This is a genomic window from Micromonospora sp. WMMD737, assembly GCF_049179055.1.
Lineage (GTDB): Bacteria > Actinomycetota > Actinomycetes > Mycobacteriales > Micromonosporaceae > Micromonospora > Micromonospora reichwaldensis.
Map to the genome: position 1 here is coordinate 3523294 of NZ_JBMHMH010000001.1, position 17936 is coordinate 3541229.

Consider the following 17936-nt stretch of genomic DNA (forward strand, 5'->3'; position numbering starts at 1 on the left):
CCGGGTGGCTAAGGTGCCGTCAGGCGTCGGGAATTCCTCTTGGAGCCTTCTGATAAGGGCGCGTCGGGGCAGTCGTAGATGCCTTGGGACGTTGGTTGCCAGGCGCGCCGTGGTCCTCGCGCGCGCTCACCCGGTCCGTCTCACGGGCGACGCGCACCAACTGCTCGGTCGTGCATGGGACAGTGGCCAGGAACACCGCGCCGCCGTGACGACAGAACATCGGACCGTAGTCGAGGGACCGCAACGGCTCGCCGGCGAGCACGGCCGGGTCCTCCGTGTTCCAGCCCAGCGGCCCGGCCACCGCCTGTAGCTGCGAGAGCCATCGCCGGACTTTCCCGGGCTGATCCGAGCTCGGGTTGCGCCGTCACACCCCGTCGAGCAAGTCGTCGAGGCCGTGCGGCCCGCAGACTACGTTCTGGTCGTGCACGTCGAGCCGGCGGTGGTGTACTCGGGCCAGGTGGCGACCGCCTCGGCGATGGTCCGCAACGGCGGCACCGGGCCACTGCCAAACTTAGCCGGATACCAGGTGTGCACCGTGGCCTGGTTCTTCGCCTCTCACGGTGGCTCTCGCCACGTTGTCGCCAGCCTTAGGGTGGCCCGGTCGTCGTTGTCGCGGCTCAGGTCTGTCAGGTCGAGAGAGGCGACTCGACGTCCCGCACCCGATGAAGGATCGAAGCCGTCGCCGTGCCGCGCACCCCCAACGAGATCACGGATAGCACCGGCGCCGATCCAGGGTTGCGCAGTTGGAACTCCTGCCCGACAAATCTCTCGGAATGGGCTCGGACGACCAGGTAGCACGGATGAGCGACCATGGTCGGGTGGGTTCCAGTGCGCCGTCGTGGATGGTCCTAGTTGCTGCTGCCCTAGCCGTGATCGGCACGCTCGCTGCTGCTGTCGTGACCCAGGTCCTCAGCGGACGGCGCGAGAGCCGACAGTGGAAGAGGCAGCAGAGGCAGGAGCTTGCCCGCTGGGAGCGCGAACGGGCGGAACGCCAGGAACAGTGGGACCGCGAGGACCACGCCCGCTGGCAGCAGGAACGCCTCACCTCCTACAGCGAGCTGATTCAACAGCTGGACCGCTTCCGGACCGCAATCTCCATCCGCTTGCCCGTCGATGGCCCTGGCCCAAAGAGGCTCGACGCGGAGTGGCGGGGCGAGGTCGCACAACTCTTCAACCACCTAGGCTTGGTCCGGGCCAAGGCGAGGCTCTTCACGTCCACAGAGACGGACAGGATCTGCGGGGATGCCTTCGTGCGGGCGACGGTCTGCTGGAACGCCTTCAACGGTGGCTCCCTGCAGAACGAGGAGCGCATCCGAATATTGAGAAGCAACCTATGGGACCTTGGCGCGCGGTCTGCTGACCTTCTAAGGGCGATTCGCCGGGAGCTTGGGCTAGACGTTGACGCGTAGCTATACCCGCGCCGACGTACGGCATCGCGTCTCCCCAGGCGAGCTCACTGGCCCCTCTGAGCTGCGGGAGGGCTCCCGGGTGGTCGCACCATGCCGGTAGGTGCGGGCGTGGTCGACGCTGTGCGGCGCGAGGTCGGTCACGAACTTGTCGACGTGTTGGTAGGTCATGCCGGGGTGGCAGGTGATGCGGCTGATTCTGCCGTCGGTCATCAAGGTCCATTGAGCGGTGACGTCTGGTGGCGGTGTGGGCAGGACAACGGCTGGTGCGCCTGGGCGGCGCCAGTTCGGCCAGCCGATGTCGTAGAGTCGCTGTTCGGTGTAGGCGGCCAGGTCGATGCCGTACTGGACGCGTTCGCGGAGTCCCTGGCGGCCCAGACTGGCGACGACGTGCCAGAGCATGATGGTGGCGAGGCCGCTGTGGGCGTCAACGGGGTCGCCGCTGCGGTGAGCGCTTGTCAGGGCGGCTGTGGCGTGTCGGCGGCGAGTGACGAGGACGCCGACGGGCACGGGTAGGCCGAGAACGGTATTGCCGCTGATGCTGATGCTGTCGGCTCCGTCGGACAGGTCGAACGGCGGTGGGGCGTCGCTGAGGGCCAGCGGGATGCCGGTGCCTGCGGCGTCGCTGTGGACGTGCCGTCGGATGATGGCGAACTGGTCCAGGCGTCGGTGGATCTCTGCGACGTCATCCGCAGCGTCGGTCCAGGGTGTGCCGATGCTCGCCACGACGATGGCGGCTGGGCCGCGGTGGTGGGCGAGTTCGTGGGTGAGGTGGAGGTAGTTCATTTCGCCGGTGTCGGTCGTCTGAATGGCGATGGCGTGCAGTCCGAGGATCCGTGCCGCGTTCGGCACGCTGGGGTGCGCGGCGGCCGAGTGGTAGACGACTGCCGTCCCGAGTCGGATGCGTGCCAGGTGTAGGGCGTGCAGTGTGGCGTCGGCGGCGTTGTGGGTGACGCAACCCCACCATCGTTCAGGGGCGCGGAACAAGCCGGCGAAGAAGCTCACGGCTTCACGTTCGAGGTCGTGGCAGTGGTTGAGGTGGGTGGGGTCGGAGTCGGTGTCGCCGCTGTTGTAGATCGCGAAGTCGAGCAAGGGCCCAAGGGCGCGGAATCCGGTGGTGGCGGTGGTGCCGCTCAGGTCGGTTCGGCGTGCGGTGGTGAGTCGCTCGCACAGCGCGGCCAGCCGGGAGCCGAGGTCGGGATCAGGGTGAGGGGTGTGGGGCATGGGTGTTCCTTCGTCGGTCGGGGAATGCCTTGTCAGGGGCGCAGGCGCGAGGCTGCAGCGGCGGCTGCGGCGGGCAGCAGCGCGGCCAGCGCTAGGGCGATGCTGGGTCCGCAGGGTTGCCACAGGGCGGCGCAGAGTGCGGTGCCGCCGCCTCCGCCGGTGAAGATCGCGAGCATGAGTAGTCCGGTGGCGCCGCCTCGCTGTTGTGGTGTGACGTGGCGGGTGATTTCTGCGGTGAGCAGCATCTGCGCGGTCGCCGATGTGGCGAACGCGGCTGTGGCTGCTGCGGCGACGCCGAGCGGCCTGGGGTCGAGTGCGGCGTAGCAGAGCGTGCTTGCAAGGAGCAGGCTGGCTGCCGTCAGGACGTGCCGGGCGGGTAGCCGTCGGGCGGCGACGGCGGCACCTCGGGCCAGGCCGGCTCCGACTGCGGCGCCGGGCAGTAGGAGCAGCCCGATGTCCATCGTGTCGTAGCCGAGCGTGGTCAACAGGTGGGGTGCGGCGTAGAGGACGGCGAACAGCCCTGCGTAGACGCCCGCCCCGGCGAATGCCGCGCGCCGAAACCATGGGGCCGCGATCACGCCGTCGACGACGATTCCGTTCGTGCGGCGGCGGCTGCGAAGGGCTAGGGTCAGCGCGGCGGTCACCGTGGCTGCCGCGGACGCCGCGGTGGTGAGGGCGCTGGTGTGTTGGGCAGCGGTTTGGGCAGTCAGGAGAAGTCCGGCTGCCACAGCGGCGAGGAGTCCCGCCCCGGGCCAGTCCAGCGGTTCTCGCTGGCGTCGAGGGGTGGTCAGGGGCCAGCAGAGCGGGATCGCGGCGATGGACAGCACGGGCAGGGCTAGGGCCACGCGCCAGGACCAGGCTGCCGCGAGTGCGCCGGCCAGCGGCGCGGTGGCGCCGAACGCGGCCAGGCACGCGCCGAAGCGCGCCAACGCCGGCGGGCGCTGCGGTGCGGGTAGGCGGGCGGCCGTGGCGAGGCTGATGGCTTTGACCGCTCCGGATCCCACTGCCAGCAGGATGCGCCCGGTGACGGCGATGGCCAGGTTGGGGGCCACGACGCAGGCCAGTGTTCCGGCGGTGAGCAGGCTGACGGCGATCAGGAGGACCGGTCGGTCACCCCATAGGTCGATCATGCGCCCACCAGTGACGGCGCCGACGCCGATGCCCACGGCGTACGCGGTGAGCAGCCATGCCAGAGCTGGGCCGCTGACGTGCAGGTGCCGGGAGGCGTCCGGGAGCGCGACGGCGGCGGAGCTGACGCCGTAGACCGCGGGCCCGTACAACAGGCCCAACCGCCACCCCGCCCCTGAGGTAATGCGTCCGGCGGTGACTCGGACCGGCTTCGGGCTCGACAGCGTTGCCTGTGTGGTCATCGGGTTCTCGCTTCCGTCGCCACCGGGTAAGCGGGGGTCTGGGTGGAGGCGGTGTGGCGGGTAAGCGCCCCCACCAGCAGCTCGGCCGGTACGGCGCCGCGTACGGCCACGGCCGGCGCGACAAGGACGCTGGGGTCGAGGACCGTGGTAACGCACGGGACGGCGTGTTGGGCCGTGCGGCTGGTCATCGCGTGTTCCCTCCCGTGGCAGGGGTGTCGTTGGGGTGGCTGCGGGTGGCCACCACTCGCAGCGCCCTGGTGAGGGCGTCTTTTGGCGGCAATCCCGGAGCGGCGAACAGTTCCGCCTGCTGTAGGTGGACGCGGTGTTGCAACTCGCGTGCCAGGTCAATGCCGGCTTGTGTGGGTCGGACGACGATTCGTCTGCGGTCACGCTCGTGGAGCTGGCGGCGCACGAGGTCGCGCTCAACGAGGTCGCGGAGGACTTTGGTGAGGGTGGCTTTGGCGATGCCGACTTCCACGGTGATGGCGCGGGTTTCGATGACGCGGTGGGTGCAGATGAGCACCAGCACGTCGTAGCTGGTCCAGGTCAGGTCGGCCTCGCGCAGCACGGTGCGTTCCAGCAGGGCGCGGACGCTGTTCGCGGTGCGGCACAGCTGCGCCACCGCATCGGGACGCGGTGGTGCGATGGGCCGGGTGTTGACCGGTGGGCGGTAGACGCCGGCGGTCTGCCGGCGGTGGCTGTGGTTCATCGCGGCCTACGCAGGTGTCGCGGTCGGCGCAGGGTGTTGCGGTCTCGGCGCTGGCCTTTGCCGCCGGCACGGTCGGCCGGTGGCGGCGGTTGTGGTGTCGGCACGCGCGGGTGCCCGTTCTGATCGGTGCGCATCTTCACCCCCGTGATTGGCGCGCTATCGATGTGCTGTTGAAGGTCCGGGTTTAGCTGCTGTCGCCGAGTGGGGCGCCGCGTTCACGCATGAACGGCACCGGGTTAGTGGAGTTGGCGTTGCTGAGGTCGCAGCGCGACTGGTCGCAGACCGCCTGGTGGGTTTCGAAGTGCAGGTGCGGGCCGGAGGAGTGGCCGCTGGTGCCGACCAAGCCGATGGGCTGGCCCGCCTGGACGGTGTCGCCGTCGCGGACGTCGGGGCGGCGGACCATGTGGCAGTAGCGGGTGCCGTAGCCTCCGGCGTGCACGAGGTCGACGTACCAGCCGCATCCCCGGGTGCTCGGGCTGCCGTCGATGTCGCAGTTGCCGGTGCTCGGGTCGCAGCCGGACCACACCACCTCACCGGCGCTGGCCGCACGGATGACGGTGTTGCGGGGCACGCTGAGGTCCACGCCGGCGTGCAGGCGGCCAGCGCGTGGCCCGTAGCCGCTGCCCACTTTCGCGCGCAACGGCACCGTCCAGCCCGACGCCGCCACGTTCGGTGCACTGCCGCAGGAGGCGAGACTCGCCCCGGGCAGCTCGCCGATCGCGTTGACGCCGACCACGGCCGCGACAACCTGCTCGGCGTCGTGCTCAAACTCGCCGTAGCGGTCGGGAAACGCCGAGACCTGAACCCGCTGCGCGGCAACGGTGAGCGGCATCTTCTCCCAGCCGTCGATGCGCAGCAGCTTGTCGTAGAACTTCCCGCTGGCGTAGACGGGATCGAGGATCTGCGCGGGAGTGCCCCATCCCTGGCTGGGCCGCTGCTGAAACAGGCCAAGGGAGTCGCGGTCGCCGCCGCGCAGGTTGCGCAGGCTGGACTCGACCATGGCCGTCGCTACCGCGATGACCCAACCTCGGGCAGGTATCCCCCGCTGCTGACCGACCGCGATGATCGTGGCCGCGTTGGTGACCTGCTCACTGGTCCACCGGCCGACTCCGCCACGGGCACCGGCACTGCTCGCGGTCTGCGCCGCGGTGGGGCCGCAGGCCGCCGCCGGCGCCTCGGTGATCACCGACGCCACCGGCAGCCCACACAGCAGCAGCGCGGCCACCACCGCCACGACGAGCCCGGCCCGGCCCCTGCTCATCGGCGGTTATCCGGGTTCCTGCCGACGGTGGCCACCAGCCACCGCTGGTCGTCGCGCACGCACACCACGCGGAGCACGCCTGCGTCGGTGTCGACGTCGACCTCCGCCCGGGTGTCGCTGGCGGACACGACCCGGGCAGGCGCGGTGATGCGGGTGGCGGGCACGTTGGCCGGGTCGACGGTGCCGAGCAGATCCGCGTAGGCCGGCACCGCGTAGGGACGCAGTTCAGCGCGCCACCGGGCGGACGGCACTGTGGGGCGGGCCCACAGTCCGACGAAGCGGGCCGCCGCGGTCGCGGCAGCCGGATCCGTGGCGGCGGAGCGGGTGGGCAGCACCCCGTCCGGATCCGCCGCCAGCCCTGACGGCGGCTGACCGGCTGAGGTGCTGGTAGCCGGTGCCGCCGGGGCCTGGTACGTCGGGTTCGCGCATCCGCCGGTCAGCAGCACGGCCGCCGCCAGGACCTGGGCGGTGAGGTAGTGGCGGGTCATGTCGGCTCCGCGGGCTCAGCGTCCGGGGCGGGCGCCGGGCCGAGCGCGGCGTTGACGCACTGTCCGAGCACACGTAGTTGGTGGTGCACGTCGACCAGCGCGGCGCGTCGCTGCGCCGAGAGTTGCCCGGCGGAGGCGTCGACGAAGTCGTTGATGTCGATGTGCAGGTAGGTAAGGCTGGTGATGATCGCGGTGAGGCGAGCGTCGCGCGACATCGCATCTACTCCTCGATGTCGCGGTGGTAGTCGCCGTCGAGGTAGCCGTCGCTGGCCCAGTCCAGCTCCGTGTTGCGCCGTGTCTGCTGATCGATGTCCGTCCACTGCTGCTTCTCCTCGGGGTTGCGGCTATTGCCGTATGCCTCGTTGGGGTCTTCACGCAGGCCGGTGATGAAGTCGTCGAGGGTGTCGACCCCGACGCGCAGCCCTGCCAGGGCAGCCTCGAAGCGCTGCCAGTCCCACACGTTGGTGATCTCGGCCGGATGTGTCATCTGTTCTCTCCCTCCTGGGTGGCCGCTGCGGCGTGCGCCGGCCGTGCGTTGATGTCGGCGGTGACGGCGTCCTGAGCTGGCTTCGGCCACGGCTGCGACCAGACGGCGTCCTCTGCGGGCTTCGGCCACGGCTGCGACCAAGCGGGGTCCGGGGCGGGGGCGCTGTGTTGGCCGTAGCGGCAGCGGGTGTAGTCCCATTGCTGCCAGCGGGTGCGGGCGCGGTGCAATGCTTCGTGCCAGCGCAGCGGCGCGTCAGGGTCGGCTATGGTCGAGTAGGCGTGGTGCCACGACACCGCTAAGGCGGTTAGTTCCTCTACCAGAGGGGGGTGTGCCGGCCAGCACGCGCCGAAGTCTTGGGCCAGCCCGTAGCGGTCGGACAGCCAGCGGGTCCACGCGATGAGCCACGCCCACAGCTCCCGGGCGCGGTCGCGGTCCAGGTCACGCCAGCAGTGCCGCGCCGGCACGAATCCGGTCGGTGAGTCGAGGGCGTCGACGCGCTCGGACAGCGTCACGTGAGCCTCGGCGAGCTGCTCCACCGAGCCGCGCAGCGTGTCGATCAGGCTGGCCAGTTCGGCGGTGGCGCGTTCCTGCGGTGACGCCTGCTCGGGAACGTGAAACAGGAAAGTACGGTCCGGCATCAGCTGCCCCTCCTCAACCGCGCGTTGAAGGCGTCCTGTGCGGTGTGGAATCGGTCGGCGTCCGGGCGTTCCCACCACGACTGCTGCACCACCTCGACCGGTGGCATGTTGCCCAGCAGCACCAGGGCGTGCCCGGTCGGCAGGGTGCGCAGTTCCGCCAGGTCGACCAGGTTCTCGCGGCGGCTGTTTTCCTGCACGCTGGCCTTCCCACCACCCCACGACGCGGACGAGGACAGCTCCAGCACCTGCCCGAGCAGGGCTTGGGCGTCCTTGAGGGCATTGACGTCCTGCGTGCCGCCCATCACGAAGCGGGCGTTCGCGCCGTCGCGCAGGGCCTGGCCGCCGTCGCGGCCCCATCGTTCTTCGAGTTGGTGGGTGTTCTGGCAGGCGATCGACAGGGCGATGCCCGAGCCGCCGCCCTCGGACGCCAGCGCCGGCAGTGAGGGCAGCGGCGCGATGTTGGTGATCTCGTCGCCGACCAGATACAGGCAGGGCTCGACCCGGCCGCCCGGGGATACGAATGACCGTTGCAGGGTGCGGTAGATGATGTCCTCGGCGATGGCGGCGAACAGCGGCGCGGTCAACGCCTGACCGCTGCGGGTACCAACCAGGTAGAGGGTGCCGGACTCATCCAGCCACTGCTCGGGGTCGAACTGCTGCCCGCGAGGCGGTGAGCAGGCGTGCAGGATACGGGGATTGCTGAACGCGTCCAGTGCGCCGAACACCACCGACTGGATGGCGTCACGGCTACGGCCAGAGGACTCGCGGTGGAAGGCGAGGCGGTCGGCCCACACCGTCTGCCCGTGGTGGCGCAGGATCCGCTCGGCGCGCGGCTCGCTCGGGTTGGCCGCCCAGCTCGCCACCTCGGTCATGGTGGCGTGCTCGTCGAGGGCGGCGGCGTGCAGCAGCCCACGGATGATCGCCGCCGCCTGGTCCTGGAAGTATTGGCCGTTGTCGACGTTGCCCTTGAGTCCGGCGCCAGCGGCGAAGCCCTTGGCGCGCAGTGCCGCGATGTCCGGGTCGTCCGCGCCGTCGATCGGTGACCAGCGCAGCCGAGGCACCCCCGGCACCTGGCCCTGCGGTTCGAAGATCCACGTCGGGCCGAGCGCGGCACGCAGGTCGTAGGTGACCGAGGCGACATCGAGGCGGGTGGAGGTCGTGATGACCGCGCCGCGAGCGTCGGCGACCCTCGGGATGATGTAGCGGGACGTCTTGTTCGCGAACCGGGCCGCTCCGGCGAGCAGCTCGGTGTACTCGTTGGCGAGATAGAGCGGTTCGCCAGTGAGGGCGTGCCGGCCGAGTAGCCGGGCCACTTCGAGGGGATCGCTGCGGCGGCGCTCCTTGACCGTCACCATGCCGGCAGAGTCCGTGTCGCGGATCGTCAGGCCAGGTCGCAGCACGTCAACGCGACGCAGCACCGCTTCGGCGGTCACCACCCGGTCCAGGTCCTTGCGGCAGGCGAACCCACGCCGCCGCGCCCACCGGCGAGCCACCCGCAGCGCCGGCACACCGACCCCGGCGAGAGCAGCGATGAACAGGACGATCCACAGCCCGTACAGCAGCGGGCCCGGCGGCAGGTCCTGGCGGGCTGCGCCCGGCCACGCCTGCTCGGGGTCGCCTGGCGCGGTGACGAACCGGGCGGCGATGCCGGGCACGTCGGCCGGTGAGCTGTCCGGCCACGCGGCATGGGTGAGTAACCCGCCCACCTGCCCGGCCAGCCACAAGGTGACCGTTCCGGTCACCACGAGCAGGACGGCGATGCCGGCCAGGGTCAGTCGGGCGAGGATATCGACGCGGGCCACCCCACGGCGGGGCAGCCGATGCCCGGGAGACATCAGCGAGCCGGCCATCACCGCACCGCCTCGGCCTCGTCCGGCTCCCCCGGCGACGCGGTCGCTACGCGCGGGGTCTGCCGCATCCGACTGTCGGTGTCGACCATCTGCCGCTCGATGGCGGAGAGCTGGTGCTTGACGACGTAGGAGCGCAGCCCCACCTTCCACAGCCCGACACCACGACGCAGGTGCAGCAGCAGGTTCGTCTCCACATCGGTGGTGCCCAGGAACTCACGGGCCGCATCCAGGGAGCCGGGCGCCTGCCGGTAGGACACCCGCACACCGGTGTCCTCGATCAGGCCCCGGGCAATACGGACCTGCTCGGAGTCAGCGGCGCCACTGGCGGCGAGGTCGGAAAACCGGTGAAACGCGAGGATGTTGGCCGTGCCCAAGGCTCGGGCGAGCTTCAGCTGTTCACGCATACGCCGCATGAGCCCCAGGTGGCGGCTGACGAGGGCGAACTCGTCGTAGAGGCAGACGCGAGTCGGGGCGTCCGGGCGGGTCAGCTCCGTCTCCAGCCACGACTGGGCGCAGGTCATCGCCATCGCCGTCATCTGGTCCGACGCCCGCACCGCCCGCAGGTCCAGAATCGCGCCCGCCTGATCGAAGTCGATCGTCAGCGTCGACGCGGCCGGGGCGTCGAAGATCCCGCCGAGCGCGCCGGTGATCAGCCGCTCCAACGCCAGCCGCACGCGGCGACTGTCGGCGGTGAACTGGTCGACGTCGTAGTGCACGCCGGCCAGCCGGTGCGCCCACCGTGGCGGGTCGCTCATCGCGGCGAGGACCCGCGACAGCGTCGGGATGTCCATCCGATCCGGGCTGGTGCCGTCCTCGGCGCGGGTCACCGCGTCGAGGGCGTATTCGACCAGGGACCGTTCGGCCTCACCGAGCAGCCCGCCGAGCTGGATCTCCAGCAGCCCTTCCAGCAGCAGCAGGCGGCGGGCCCGCTGGAGCTGCAACCACTCCGCCTCACCCTGCCCCGGCAGCCGACGGATCCCCGCCAGAGGATTCATCACCACCCCTGAGCCGGGGCCGACGCGCACGGGTCGGATGCCGGCGGTGGTGGCGAGGGTGTCGTACTCGCCCTTGACGTCGACGATGTAGAACCGCACCCCGAACGGCACACCACGAAACGCGACCGTTTTGAGCAGCGACGACTTCGCCGACCCGATCTCCCCGGTCACCACCATGTTTGGGGCGCTCAGCGCACCCGCCCCGTACAGCTCGTGGATGCCGAAGACGAACCCGGCGCGGGAGTACACCTCCTGCCCGATCAGCGGCCCGTCCACCCCCAACCCCGGGTCCGCGACGAACGGGTACACGCTGCACAACTGCGCGCTCGTGGTCACCAGCGGCGGAAGCCGCAGCCGCCAATACACCCGTCCCGCCGCCCGCCCGAACGCACCGCGCCCGTCCACCGACGGCGGACCCAGCAGCCGATCCGACAGCCGCCGCACCGCCCGCTGCTCCCCCGCCAGATCCGCCTGCGCCGCCGCGAGGTCACGGCGGGCTGCGGAGTCGGCGAGGCGCTGCGACCACGAGCCTTCCCGCCGGACCCGGGGTCGAGCAGTTCTACCGTTGCCCGCACTCACGCGAACCACCCCCGCATCGGCTTGAGCCCACGCGCCAGCGGCAACGCTCCAGCCGCGAACGCCTGGTCCTGCTCGCCGTAGAGCACGACCGCGTGGCAGCCGCAGCGGCCCAGCACCCGGCGCACCGCACGCACGTCATGGCGCAACCGCTCAGGACTGTCAGCGGTCACAGTGACCAGCACCGCGTACCGGTAGCGCACGTGCCCCGCGGCCTGCTCCCGGTCGACCTGCTCGACCGCGCGGGCCTCCTCGTCCTCCCGGGCGGTGCGCACCAGCCGCATCCGCCGCTTGGTCACCTCGTCCCCGGCACGGGCGACCTTGTCCCGACGCGTCGCCAACTGCGCCAACTGCGCCGGCACCGGCTCCGCCACCACCGTCACGGCACGTCGGCCGACGGTGCGGGTGAACAGCGGCGTCATCCACGTCATCGGCACCGCCTGGCGGGGCATCTCATACACCCACAGCGTCTGCGAGAACCCCGAGTCGTGCCGATACGCCGACCAGCCAACCGTCTCCGCCGCCACCGGCCCACCCGCGTGCGGCGCCACCTGCGCCTCGACGTCCTCCGGGTCGAACTGCCCGCGCAGCACCGCCGCATACTCACGCGGCGTCAACCAGCCACCAGTGTCGATACCGGCCTCACGCACCGCCGCCTGCACACCAGTCAGCTTGTCCAGCACCACCGCGGCGATAGCGGCGTCCGTGCCGCCCGCGTCCGCAACCTCCCCCGACAGTTTCCGCACATCGAACACGGCCGTGAGGAACACGTCGTGGCGTTGGGTCCCCGGCCCCGCCGCCGCTGTCAGCTCCGCCAGCGACCGATACGCCCGCGTGCCCGTATCCACCGCCTGGCCGAGGTAACGCTGCGCCTGGTTCGCCACATCGGGTACCGCCCGCGCCGTCACCGCCCACCGCACCAGGCCGCTGTCGGCGTACTCGGTGCCCAGCAGGTTCAACACGTCCGCCCACGAGGCAAGGCGCTGCTGCTGCACCGTCGTGTCCGCCAACATCAGGTTGCTGCCGGCGCACGACAACGTCGCGGTCACCGTGCCCTCCCGACGGTGATGCAGCAGCCCCACCTCCGTCAGCCCGTCGGCAGCCACCGCCGGCAACCACTGATAGCCCGCCGCCGGCCCCGGCAGATGCAGATGCGCGGTACCCGGGTTCGCCGCCCACACCGCCCCGCGGTAGCGGTCCTGCCCGGCCGCCCGCTGCACCAGAGCGCCCACGACGATCGGCGTCCACTCGGTGACCCGCCGGCCCCGGATCCGCAGCAGCGCCACGGTCAGCAGCAGCAGCGCCGCCGCGAGCATCCCGGCAGCAGCGCCCTGCCGGCCCACCGCCAAGAGGTTCGCGGCGATGACCAGGCAGATCACCCCGGCCACCGCCGTGCCGATCTGCCCCCAACTGAAGCCCAGCATCGATCCCCGCGTCGAGCGCGGCGGAAACTGGAACTGCGTCATGACCTCCCCCTTCGCAGTGATCTAGGCCGGCACGATCGGAATCTCGGCGGCACCACCAGCGGCAGCGCCCTGCCCACCGCTCCGGCCCGCCGCGGCGCCACCAGCGCCATCTCCGTCGTTCTCCGGCGGCAGCGGGCTACCACCGGAACTCAGCGATGCCGCCCCCACGCCCGACGAGCCAGAAGCCCCGCCGCTCACGTCGAGGCCGCCACCGACCGGCAACGGAGCGCTGCCAACGGGTTCCCCGGCGTCCGAGCCGGCCGACACGGACGTCTCGTCTTGAGACGCCGCTGCCCCGGTGGCCCGTCCGGCGGTATCGCTGTCGTCCGCGAGCTGCGGCAGCGGACTTCCGCCAAGGCTCGGCGATCCCGCGCTCGGACCCGACGGGACAGCAGCCCCACCACCCACGCCGGAACTGCCGGGGGCGCCATTGCCTGAGCCGGCCGAGGCGGGCGTCTGGTCGTGGGCGTCCTGCAGTGTCACCGGGAGGGCGCCCTGCTCGCCGGTGGCGTCGCCCGGCAGGGTGAGTTGCCCGCGCGTCACGTCACCCTGGGCGGTGCGGGAGTCCCGCTGCACCCCCGCTGCCTCGTCGGCGTTCTCACCCCCAGCAGCCTGCTCGCCAGCGGCGTTGGCGGGCTGGCCGACCTGGTCACTGTCGCCTCGGCCGTGCAGGGCCTCCACCTCATCCGGCAGCCCCGCGAGAGCACTGGCAGGGCCGGTGGGAGATGTCGGGCTGGTGGGGATGGTGTCGGCGTTGCCCTGCATCAGCGACGCCGCATCCATCTCACCCCCGTCGTTCGACGGGTCGGTCAGGCGCCGCGATGCGGCGTCGAGCCCGACAGCCCCGGCTGCCGAGGTCAGAAACCCTCGGGCGTCGACATCGGCGAGGTAGCCGTCCCACATGCTCGTCAGCCGGAGCAGGATCCACGGCGCGAGGACCATCAACACGATGATGAACAGCCCTCGCAGCACGTTGACCACGTTGTCGCTCTCGTAGGTGGTGCGGGTGCCGTAGATCCACAACGCGGCGATGAAGAACTTCGACGCGGCCAGCGCGTTGCAGGTCCAGAACCACTTCCGGCCCCACGCGCGGGTCTCGGTCATGATCTGACCGGTCATCGCCATCGCCCCGAACAACGCCGCCCCTGCGGCCAGCAACGAGCGGAACAACAGCATCACGAACACCAGCACCAGGCCGAACACGCCGACCACGGCGACGACGAAGGCCAGCAGAACCGTGCCCGCGTCCGCGGTCAATGCGTTCAACGCGTCGACCCACATGCTCGGCTGCCAGTCCCGCTGCTGATTGCGGGCGATCAGCGCCAGTGTCGCCTCGTCCCAGGCCGCCATCAGCAGGTACGCGATGCCGCCGGCGAACGCGATGCCGAACATCGCCCGCACCAGCCCACCCAGGCTCGACAGCGGCCCTGGCCCGCTCACCCGCAGCCCGTTGATCGCCGTAGAGATCACGAACACGATCAGCACCATGACGATCAGCACGCCGGAGATGTCGTTGTAGACGCCGTAAAACGGTTCGTCTGGCACGGCGGAGGACTGTGTGAACACAAGCTCGGCGAGCTTGCCCAACGCCCACGCGAACCCCGCCACCGCTATGTCGGCCAGACCCTCGAACCCGGTGCGCGCCGCTTCCTTCACCTGGGCGCCCACCTTGCAGGACACGTCCAACGGCTCGCACTCCGACGACGCCTTCAGCGACGACCACGCCACCAACACCGACCGCAGCGCACGGCAACGCTCGGCCTTCGCCGTCCACCGCGACGCGTTCGGTACGTCCTGCGCTGCTTTCGCGTCCAGCCGCTCGCAGCGCACCGGCTGCTCACCGGCGGCCGGCAGCCGCTCGTCGAGCACCGATGGCGTGCCGTCCGGCGGCGGGGACTGCACCGTCATTGCCACCGCGTCGCAGTGTTCCTGCTCCACAGTGCTGGCCGCCGCGCTGCACACAGTCGTCCAGCCGTCGCCCTGCTGCCACCGCGCCCACGGCAGACACCAGGCCACCTGCGGCTGCCTCAACGGCTCGGCACCCGCGCCAGGCTGGACGTCAGCCGGCGGGGCCGGGCACGCCGAGACCGGCGATGACGGCGACGGCGTGGGCGTTGGTGCCGCTGCGGCGGACGCGGGGGCAACCGCCGCGACCGTCATCGAGGACACCACCGCGAGCAGCAGCCGCAGGGTTGTGGGCAGGGCAGCCATGGGTCACACCGTCCCCGGCGCCCACGACCGCGGGCCGAGCACATCAGCCAAGGGCTGCATGTCTCTTGGTCCGCCGTCGCGGCGGGTGCCACGCTGATCCGGCGCCGGCACCGGCACTGCACGCTCTGCACCCACGAGACGCCACCGGCCCTGCGACCACCGTGCCGTCGCGGGCTGCACGTACCAGCCGCCCGCCAACCCGGCGCCCAGGCCGCCAGCATCCGCGGCGGTGCCGCTCAGGGCGCAAACGAGCATCCGCACCGCCACCTCGCGGCCCTCGGACACGACCACGTCGAGGTCCGTATCGGCCACCCACACCCGCACCACCACCGTCTGCGCAATCGCTGCCCCCTCGGACGGTGGCCCGACAAGAGGCTGCACTGCCGGCGCGGCCCCCTCGGCGGAAATCAGCTCCAGCAAGGCCTGCCGGCTCGTCACGTCCCGCGTGCCGGCCGCCGCCAGGACCTGCGTGTAGGCCGCCGCCGCATCCGCTGCACCGCGAGGCGTCCCCGGGAACCCCACCAGCACCCCGGCCTGCATCCGGTCGACGTACCGGGCGGCCACCTGCCGCTGTGGAACACTCGCTCGGCCGGCGGCAAACACCGCCAGACCGAGGGCCATCACCATGACCAGTACCGCAACGAGGGCGCCCGGCCGGCGGCCGGTGCTCGGCTTGAATTCCGCTCGACTCATCGTCCGGCCCCGGGTCAGATTTCGCTGAGCAGAAACGCGATGATCGAGGTGGCCGAGCCGACCACGATCGCCACCAGGCCGGCCTTCCACATCATCGATTTGCCGCGATCACTGATGATGTGCGCGCCGAAGATCGGCCCGATCCCGAACGCGATAGCCCCCGCCGCCAACCCCGCCACCGCCGAAATCACCCCAAGGAACAGGGCAGCGTTCGCGAGCTTGTAGAACAGATCCGAGCGCGGCACCGCCGCCGGATCCGGACTGATCCGGCCGAAGTCGAAGCCGCCACCCGACGGCTGCGGCGTCGGCGTTGGTGTCGGAGCCAGAAGCGCCACCACCCCAGGGGCGCGCACCGTCAGGACAGCCGCAAGCTGATGCAACACGATCATTTCTCCCCGTTCGAGGCCGATCCCGGGCTGTTGGCAGCCGCAGGGTCAGCCGGACATCTGTCGATCACCGCCGCAGCGACCTCGGTCAACGCCGACCGGGTGGCCTTCGTCAACACCCGCGGATCCAGTGGATCCAGACGCACGAGTGCCGGGTCATAGGGCACCCTCACCAGCACCGCCGCAGATTGCCGCGCCAGCTGCTCTACCGCCCGCACCTCACGCGCCACGGACGGCGACGTCGCCACGACGACCACCACGGCCCGGTCAGGCACCTGCGTCAACCCCGCCGTGCGCATGTGCGCCAACAGCCGCAAGGTGTGCTGCACCGAATCCACCGTCGCCCGCGACACCAACACCGGCACGGTCGCCCAACTCAACGCCCGCCACGTCGACGTGCTGTGCGCCGTCGGCAAATCCAGCAACGCCAACCGGAACACCGCGCGCAAATGAGCGACCACACCGAACAGCTCCGGCCACGTCGGTGGACGCCGCTTCGACGACAGCTTGCTTTCCCCCACCAGCACCCGCAGCCCGGTCGGACCGACCTGCGCCAGCCGATCGGCCACGCCGCCATCCGCCAGATCCACGCCGGCTGCCACCGCATCCCACACAGTCGATGAACTGCGGCGGACCACCCGGTGCTCCAGCCCGCCCCACGCCCGCAACGTTGCGTCAACCGCCACCACCGGATCAGGCACCGCAAGTGCCAGCAGCCCACCCAGCGATGCCGTCAACGCCGACCGCCCGACCCCGCCATCCGCTGACGACACGCCAACCAGCGGACACCCCTCGCTCAGCAGCGCTGCCCGCCACCACAGCGACTCCACCCGCCTGCCCGCACCGAACTCGCGAGGGATCTCCCGCCTCGCCGCCGCATCCGCGCGGCGCCGCCACTGCGACGTCAACGCCGCAACACGGGCGGCTATCTCCTCGGGGGTAGGAGCCGGCGGCAAGGCCCTCTGCTCTACCGCCGGCTCCCCCACCAGTTCGCCACCGCGCCCGCCCGAAGGCATGCCAGCAGCGACCTGATCGGGCTGCCCGTCTGATGGATCTTGCACGTCCGCCTCCCCGAAGGCTTGCCGTACAGCACTAGCCGCCGCCAACATCGACGCGGCTGGTCCCCCGTTGCTGTCACGACCTGGACGCTGACCAGACGAAGCAGGCCCGAGAGAACCGGCGCGGCCGAACCGACGCCGGTCTCCCACGTACCGAGAAGCCACCCCCACGGCAGCCGGCCCGATCCGCTACGCTCAGCCCAGCGCACTTACCATTGGGTGAAGTGCACTTCATGAGCGATGCAGAGAGCTAAGCACGGACTACGCAACGACGTCAACTAGAGTTCCGAGCTACGACTACGAGTGGTTGCAGTTGGGAGGCTCCATGCAGGACACACCAGCGGACCAAACCGAGGCTGCCACCTCCGACCTCATCCAAGGCAGACTCCGCGCCCTTTTCGCCGCGAGCCCTCCAGGCCGACCGCCGTACACCGAACATGAAGTCGCGGTTGCACTGACCGAAGCCGGCCACAAGATCACCGCGAACGGCATCCGTCATCTGCTCAAAGCCGAACGCGTCAATCCGAAAGCCTCGACGATCCGTGGCCTCGCAGAGTTCTTCAACGTGCCGGTCGGCTATCTCCTAGGCGGCAGCGAACAGCCGGAGGAACCAGATCCCCGGGTGCGCGTGATGACCCGATCCATCGGAAAGCTCTCACCCGCCGCCCAGGATGGGCTCCAAGTGATTATCGACAACCTACTTCGCGTCGAAGAAGCCGCCCGGGCAGGCGACCAGTTGACGTTCACCGCACCTCAGAATACAGACCAACCGCCGAATGAGTTGGGACCGGAGAACCGTTAGCCGGTCAAAAGCGAGACGTCGAGTCATGGTCGCCGATGCGGTCGCGGTTTCACCAGTCGTAGCCCACTACCCATGACTGGCGCTCATCATGGGATAAGAATCGCCATGCTTCGCAAGTTCGCTGACGCTGACCAAATAAACCTTGTGGGTGACGGCCCCGCCGTTGGCTGCCTAGACCTTGGTGTCACCGCCATCACCACAAACACTCAGCAGCTGGCCAAAGCCACGGGCACGCTCGACGCAACTATCCTCCCGCCGCCAAGGTCTTCCCGCACGTCCATGCACGCAAGGGCTCCCGCCAGGCTGCTGGATCGGT

At 70.5% G+C, this 17936-nt stretch carries 19 protein-coding genes; 2 read left to right on the forward strand and 17 right to left on the reverse strand.

From position 1 onward, the window contains the following. Nucleotides 1–408 precede the first annotated feature (408 nt). Entirely contained in the window at nucleotides 409–534 is a 126-nt protein-coding gene (locus ACN27A_RS15050; RefSeq protein WP_421453765.1) for a hypothetical protein, read from the reverse strand. Nucleotides 535–743: 209 nt separating this feature from the next. On the opposite strand from ACN27A_RS15050, the gene ACN27A_RS15055 reads away from it, so the two are divergent. Beyond that, nucleotides 744–1409, forward strand: a complete 666-nt coding sequence (locus ACN27A_RS15055; protein WP_421453768.1) for a hypothetical protein — start codon at nucleotides 744–746, stop codon at nucleotides 1407–1409. Here ACN27A_RS15055 and ACN27A_RS15060 read toward each other — a convergent pair whose 3' ends face one another. The 16 genes from ACN27A_RS15060 to ACN27A_RS15135 form a co-directional block, all read right to left on the reverse strand. Continuing rightward, complete coding sequence (locus ACN27A_RS15060) at nucleotides 1410–2630, reverse strand: pyridoxal-dependent decarboxylase (protein WP_421453771.1); 1221 nt, start codon at nucleotides 2628–2630, stop codon at nucleotides 1410–1412. It abuts the gene before it with no gap. A 32-nt stretch (nucleotides 2631–2662) separates the two neighbouring features. Then, on the reverse strand, nucleotides 2663–4000 hold the full coding sequence (locus ACN27A_RS15065) for an MFS transporter (RefSeq protein ID WP_421453773.1): 1338 nt from the start codon (nucleotides 3998–4000) through the stop codon (nucleotides 2663–2665). Then, complete coding sequence (locus ACN27A_RS15070; protein ID WP_421453776.1) at nucleotides 3997–4188, reverse strand: hypothetical protein; 192 nt, start codon at nucleotides 4186–4188, stop codon at nucleotides 3997–3999. The genes ACN27A_RS15065 and ACN27A_RS15070 overlap by 4 nt, the downstream gene beginning before the upstream one ends. Continuing rightward, nucleotides 4185–4709 (reverse strand): MarR family winged helix-turn-helix transcriptional regulator, encoded by a 525-nt coding sequence (locus ACN27A_RS15075; protein WP_421453777.1) that lies wholly within the window; start codon nucleotides 4707–4709, stop codon nucleotides 4185–4187. Before ACN27A_RS15075 ends, ACN27A_RS15070 begins: the two co-directional genes overlap by 4 nt. 184 nt (nucleotides 4710–4893) lie before the next feature. Further along, entirely contained in the window at nucleotides 4894–5970 is a 1077-nt protein-coding gene (locus tag ACN27A_RS15080; RefSeq protein WP_421453779.1) for a M23 family metallopeptidase, read from the reverse strand. Continuing rightward, nucleotides 5967–6458: a hypothetical protein gene (locus ACN27A_RS15085; protein ID WP_421453782.1), complete on the reverse strand. Its 492-nt coding sequence runs from the start codon at nucleotides 6456–6458 to the stop codon at nucleotides 5967–5969. Before ACN27A_RS15085 ends, ACN27A_RS15080 begins: the two co-directional genes overlap by 4 nt. Further along, nucleotides 6455–6673 (reverse strand): hypothetical protein, encoded by a 219-nt coding sequence (locus ACN27A_RS15090; protein ID WP_421453784.1) that lies wholly within the window; start codon nucleotides 6671–6673, stop codon nucleotides 6455–6457. Before ACN27A_RS15090 ends, ACN27A_RS15085 begins: the two co-directional genes overlap by 4 nt. Nucleotides 6674–6678: 5 nt before the next feature. Continuing rightward, complete coding sequence (locus ACN27A_RS15095; RefSeq protein ID WP_101411406.1) at nucleotides 6679–6945, reverse strand: hypothetical protein; 267 nt, start codon at nucleotides 6943–6945, stop codon at nucleotides 6679–6681. After that, nucleotides 6942–7583: a hypothetical protein gene (locus ACN27A_RS15100; RefSeq protein ID WP_421453787.1), complete on the reverse strand. Its 642-nt coding sequence runs from the start codon at nucleotides 7581–7583 to the stop codon at nucleotides 6942–6944. The genes ACN27A_RS15095 and ACN27A_RS15100 overlap by 4 nt, the downstream gene beginning before the upstream one ends. Then, entirely contained in the window at nucleotides 7583–9433 is a 1851-nt protein-coding gene (locus tag ACN27A_RS15105; RefSeq protein ID WP_421453789.1) for a type IV secretory system conjugative DNA transfer family protein, read from the reverse strand. Before ACN27A_RS15105 ends, ACN27A_RS15100 begins: the two co-directional genes overlap by 1 nt. Next, complete coding sequence (locus tag ACN27A_RS15110) at nucleotides 9433–11007, reverse strand: hypothetical protein (protein ID WP_421453791.1); 1575 nt, start codon at nucleotides 11005–11007, stop codon at nucleotides 9433–9435. The genes ACN27A_RS15105 and ACN27A_RS15110 overlap by 1 nt, the downstream gene beginning before the upstream one ends. After that, the gene (locus ACN27A_RS15115) at nucleotides 11004–12470 is read right to left on the reverse strand and encodes an SCO6880 family protein (protein ID WP_421453794.1); all 1467 of its coding nucleotides are present in this window, start codon (nucleotides 12468–12470) and stop codon (nucleotides 11004–11006) included. Before ACN27A_RS15115 ends, ACN27A_RS15110 begins: the two co-directional genes overlap by 4 nt. A 21-nt stretch (nucleotides 12471–12491) precedes the next feature. Further along, complete coding sequence (locus ACN27A_RS15120; protein ID WP_421453797.1) at nucleotides 12492–14681, reverse strand: hypothetical protein; 2190 nt, start codon at nucleotides 14679–14681, stop codon at nucleotides 12492–12494. A 3-nt stretch (nucleotides 14682–14684) separates the two neighbouring features. Further along, nucleotides 14685–15308, reverse strand: coding sequence for a hypothetical protein (locus ACN27A_RS15125; RefSeq protein WP_421453800.1), 624 nt, complete (start codon nucleotides 15306–15308; stop codon nucleotides 14685–14687). 80 nt (nucleotides 15309–15388) lie between these two features. Then, nucleotides 15389–15763: a hypothetical protein gene (locus ACN27A_RS15130; protein WP_421453802.1), complete on the reverse strand. Its 375-nt coding sequence runs from the start codon at nucleotides 15761–15763 to the stop codon at nucleotides 15389–15391. Further along, the gene (locus ACN27A_RS15135; RefSeq protein ID WP_421453805.1) at nucleotides 15760–16590 is read right to left on the reverse strand and encodes a MinD/ParA family ATP-binding protein; all 831 of its coding nucleotides are present in this window, start codon (nucleotides 16588–16590) and stop codon (nucleotides 15760–15762) included. Before ACN27A_RS15135 ends, ACN27A_RS15130 begins: the two co-directional genes overlap by 4 nt. A 553-nt stretch (nucleotides 16591–17143) precedes the next feature. Between ACN27A_RS15135 and ACN27A_RS15140 the strand changes: the two genes are divergently transcribed. After that, nucleotides 17144–17620 (forward strand): hypothetical protein, encoded by a 477-nt coding sequence (locus ACN27A_RS15140; RefSeq protein WP_421453808.1) that lies wholly within the window; start codon nucleotides 17144–17146, stop codon nucleotides 17618–17620. Nucleotides 17621–17936 lie beyond the last annotated feature (316 nt).

What these genes read in the sequence shown, in the direction of transcription:
- ACN27A_RS15060 (WP_421453771.1), bottom strand. Translation starts at nt 2,630, where the DNA reads ATGCCCCACACCCCTCACCCTGATCCCGACCTCGGCTCCCGGCTGGCC.
- ACN27A_RS15065 (WP_421453773.1), bottom strand. Translation starts at nt 4,000, where the DNA reads ATGACCACACAGGCAACGCTGTCGAGCCCGAAGCCGGTCCGAGTCACC.
- ACN27A_RS15070 (WP_421453776.1), bottom strand. Translation starts at nt 4,188, where the DNA reads ATGACCAGCCGCACGGCCCAACACGCCGTCCCGTGCGTTACCACGGTC.
- ACN27A_RS15075 (WP_421453777.1), bottom strand. Translation starts at nt 4,709, where the DNA reads ATGAACCACAGCCACCGCCGGCAGACCGCCGGCGTCTACCGCCCACCG.
- ACN27A_RS15080 (WP_421453779.1), bottom strand. Translation starts at nt 5,970, where the DNA reads ATGAGCAGGGGCCGGGCCGGGCTCGTCGTGGCGGTGGTGGCCGCGCTG.
- ACN27A_RS15085 (WP_421453782.1), bottom strand. Translation starts at nt 6,458, where the DNA reads ATGACCCGCCACTACCTCACCGCCCAGGTCCTGGCGGCGGCCGTGCTG.
- ACN27A_RS15090 (WP_421453784.1), bottom strand. Translation starts at nt 6,673, where the DNA reads ATGTCGCGCGACGCTCGCCTCACCGCGATCATCACCAGCCTTACCTAC.
- ACN27A_RS15095 (WP_101411406.1), bottom strand. Translation starts at nt 6,945, where the DNA reads ATGACACATCCGGCCGAGATCACCAACGTGTGGGACTGGCAGCGCTTC.
- ACN27A_RS15100 (WP_421453787.1), bottom strand. Translation starts at nt 7,583, where the DNA reads ATGCCGGACCGTACTTTCCTGTTTCACGTTCCCGAGCAGGCGTCACCG.
- ACN27A_RS15105 (WP_421453789.1), bottom strand. Translation starts at nt 9,433, where the DNA reads ATGGCCGGCTCGCTGATGTCTCCCGGGCATCGGCTGCCCCGCCGTGGG.
- ACN27A_RS15115 (WP_421453794.1), bottom strand. Translation starts at nt 12,470, where the DNA reads ATGACGCAGTTCCAGTTTCCGCCGCGCTCGACGCGGGGATCGATGCTG.
- ACN27A_RS15120 (WP_421453797.1), bottom strand. Translation starts at nt 14,681, where the DNA reads ATGGCTGCCCTGCCCACAACCCTGCGGCTGCTGCTCGCGGTGGTGTCC.
- ACN27A_RS15125 (WP_421453800.1), bottom strand. Translation starts at nt 15,308, where the DNA reads ATGGTGATGGCCCTCGGTCTGGCGGTGTTTGCCGCCGGCCGAGCGAGT.
- ACN27A_RS15130 (WP_421453802.1), bottom strand. Translation starts at nt 15,763, where the DNA reads ATGATCGTGTTGCATCAGCTTGCGGCTGTCCTGACGGTGCGCGCCCCT.
- ACN27A_RS15140 (WP_421453808.1), top strand. Translation starts at nt 17,144, where the DNA reads ATGCAGGACACACCAGCGGACCAAACCGAGGCTGCCACCTCCGACCTC.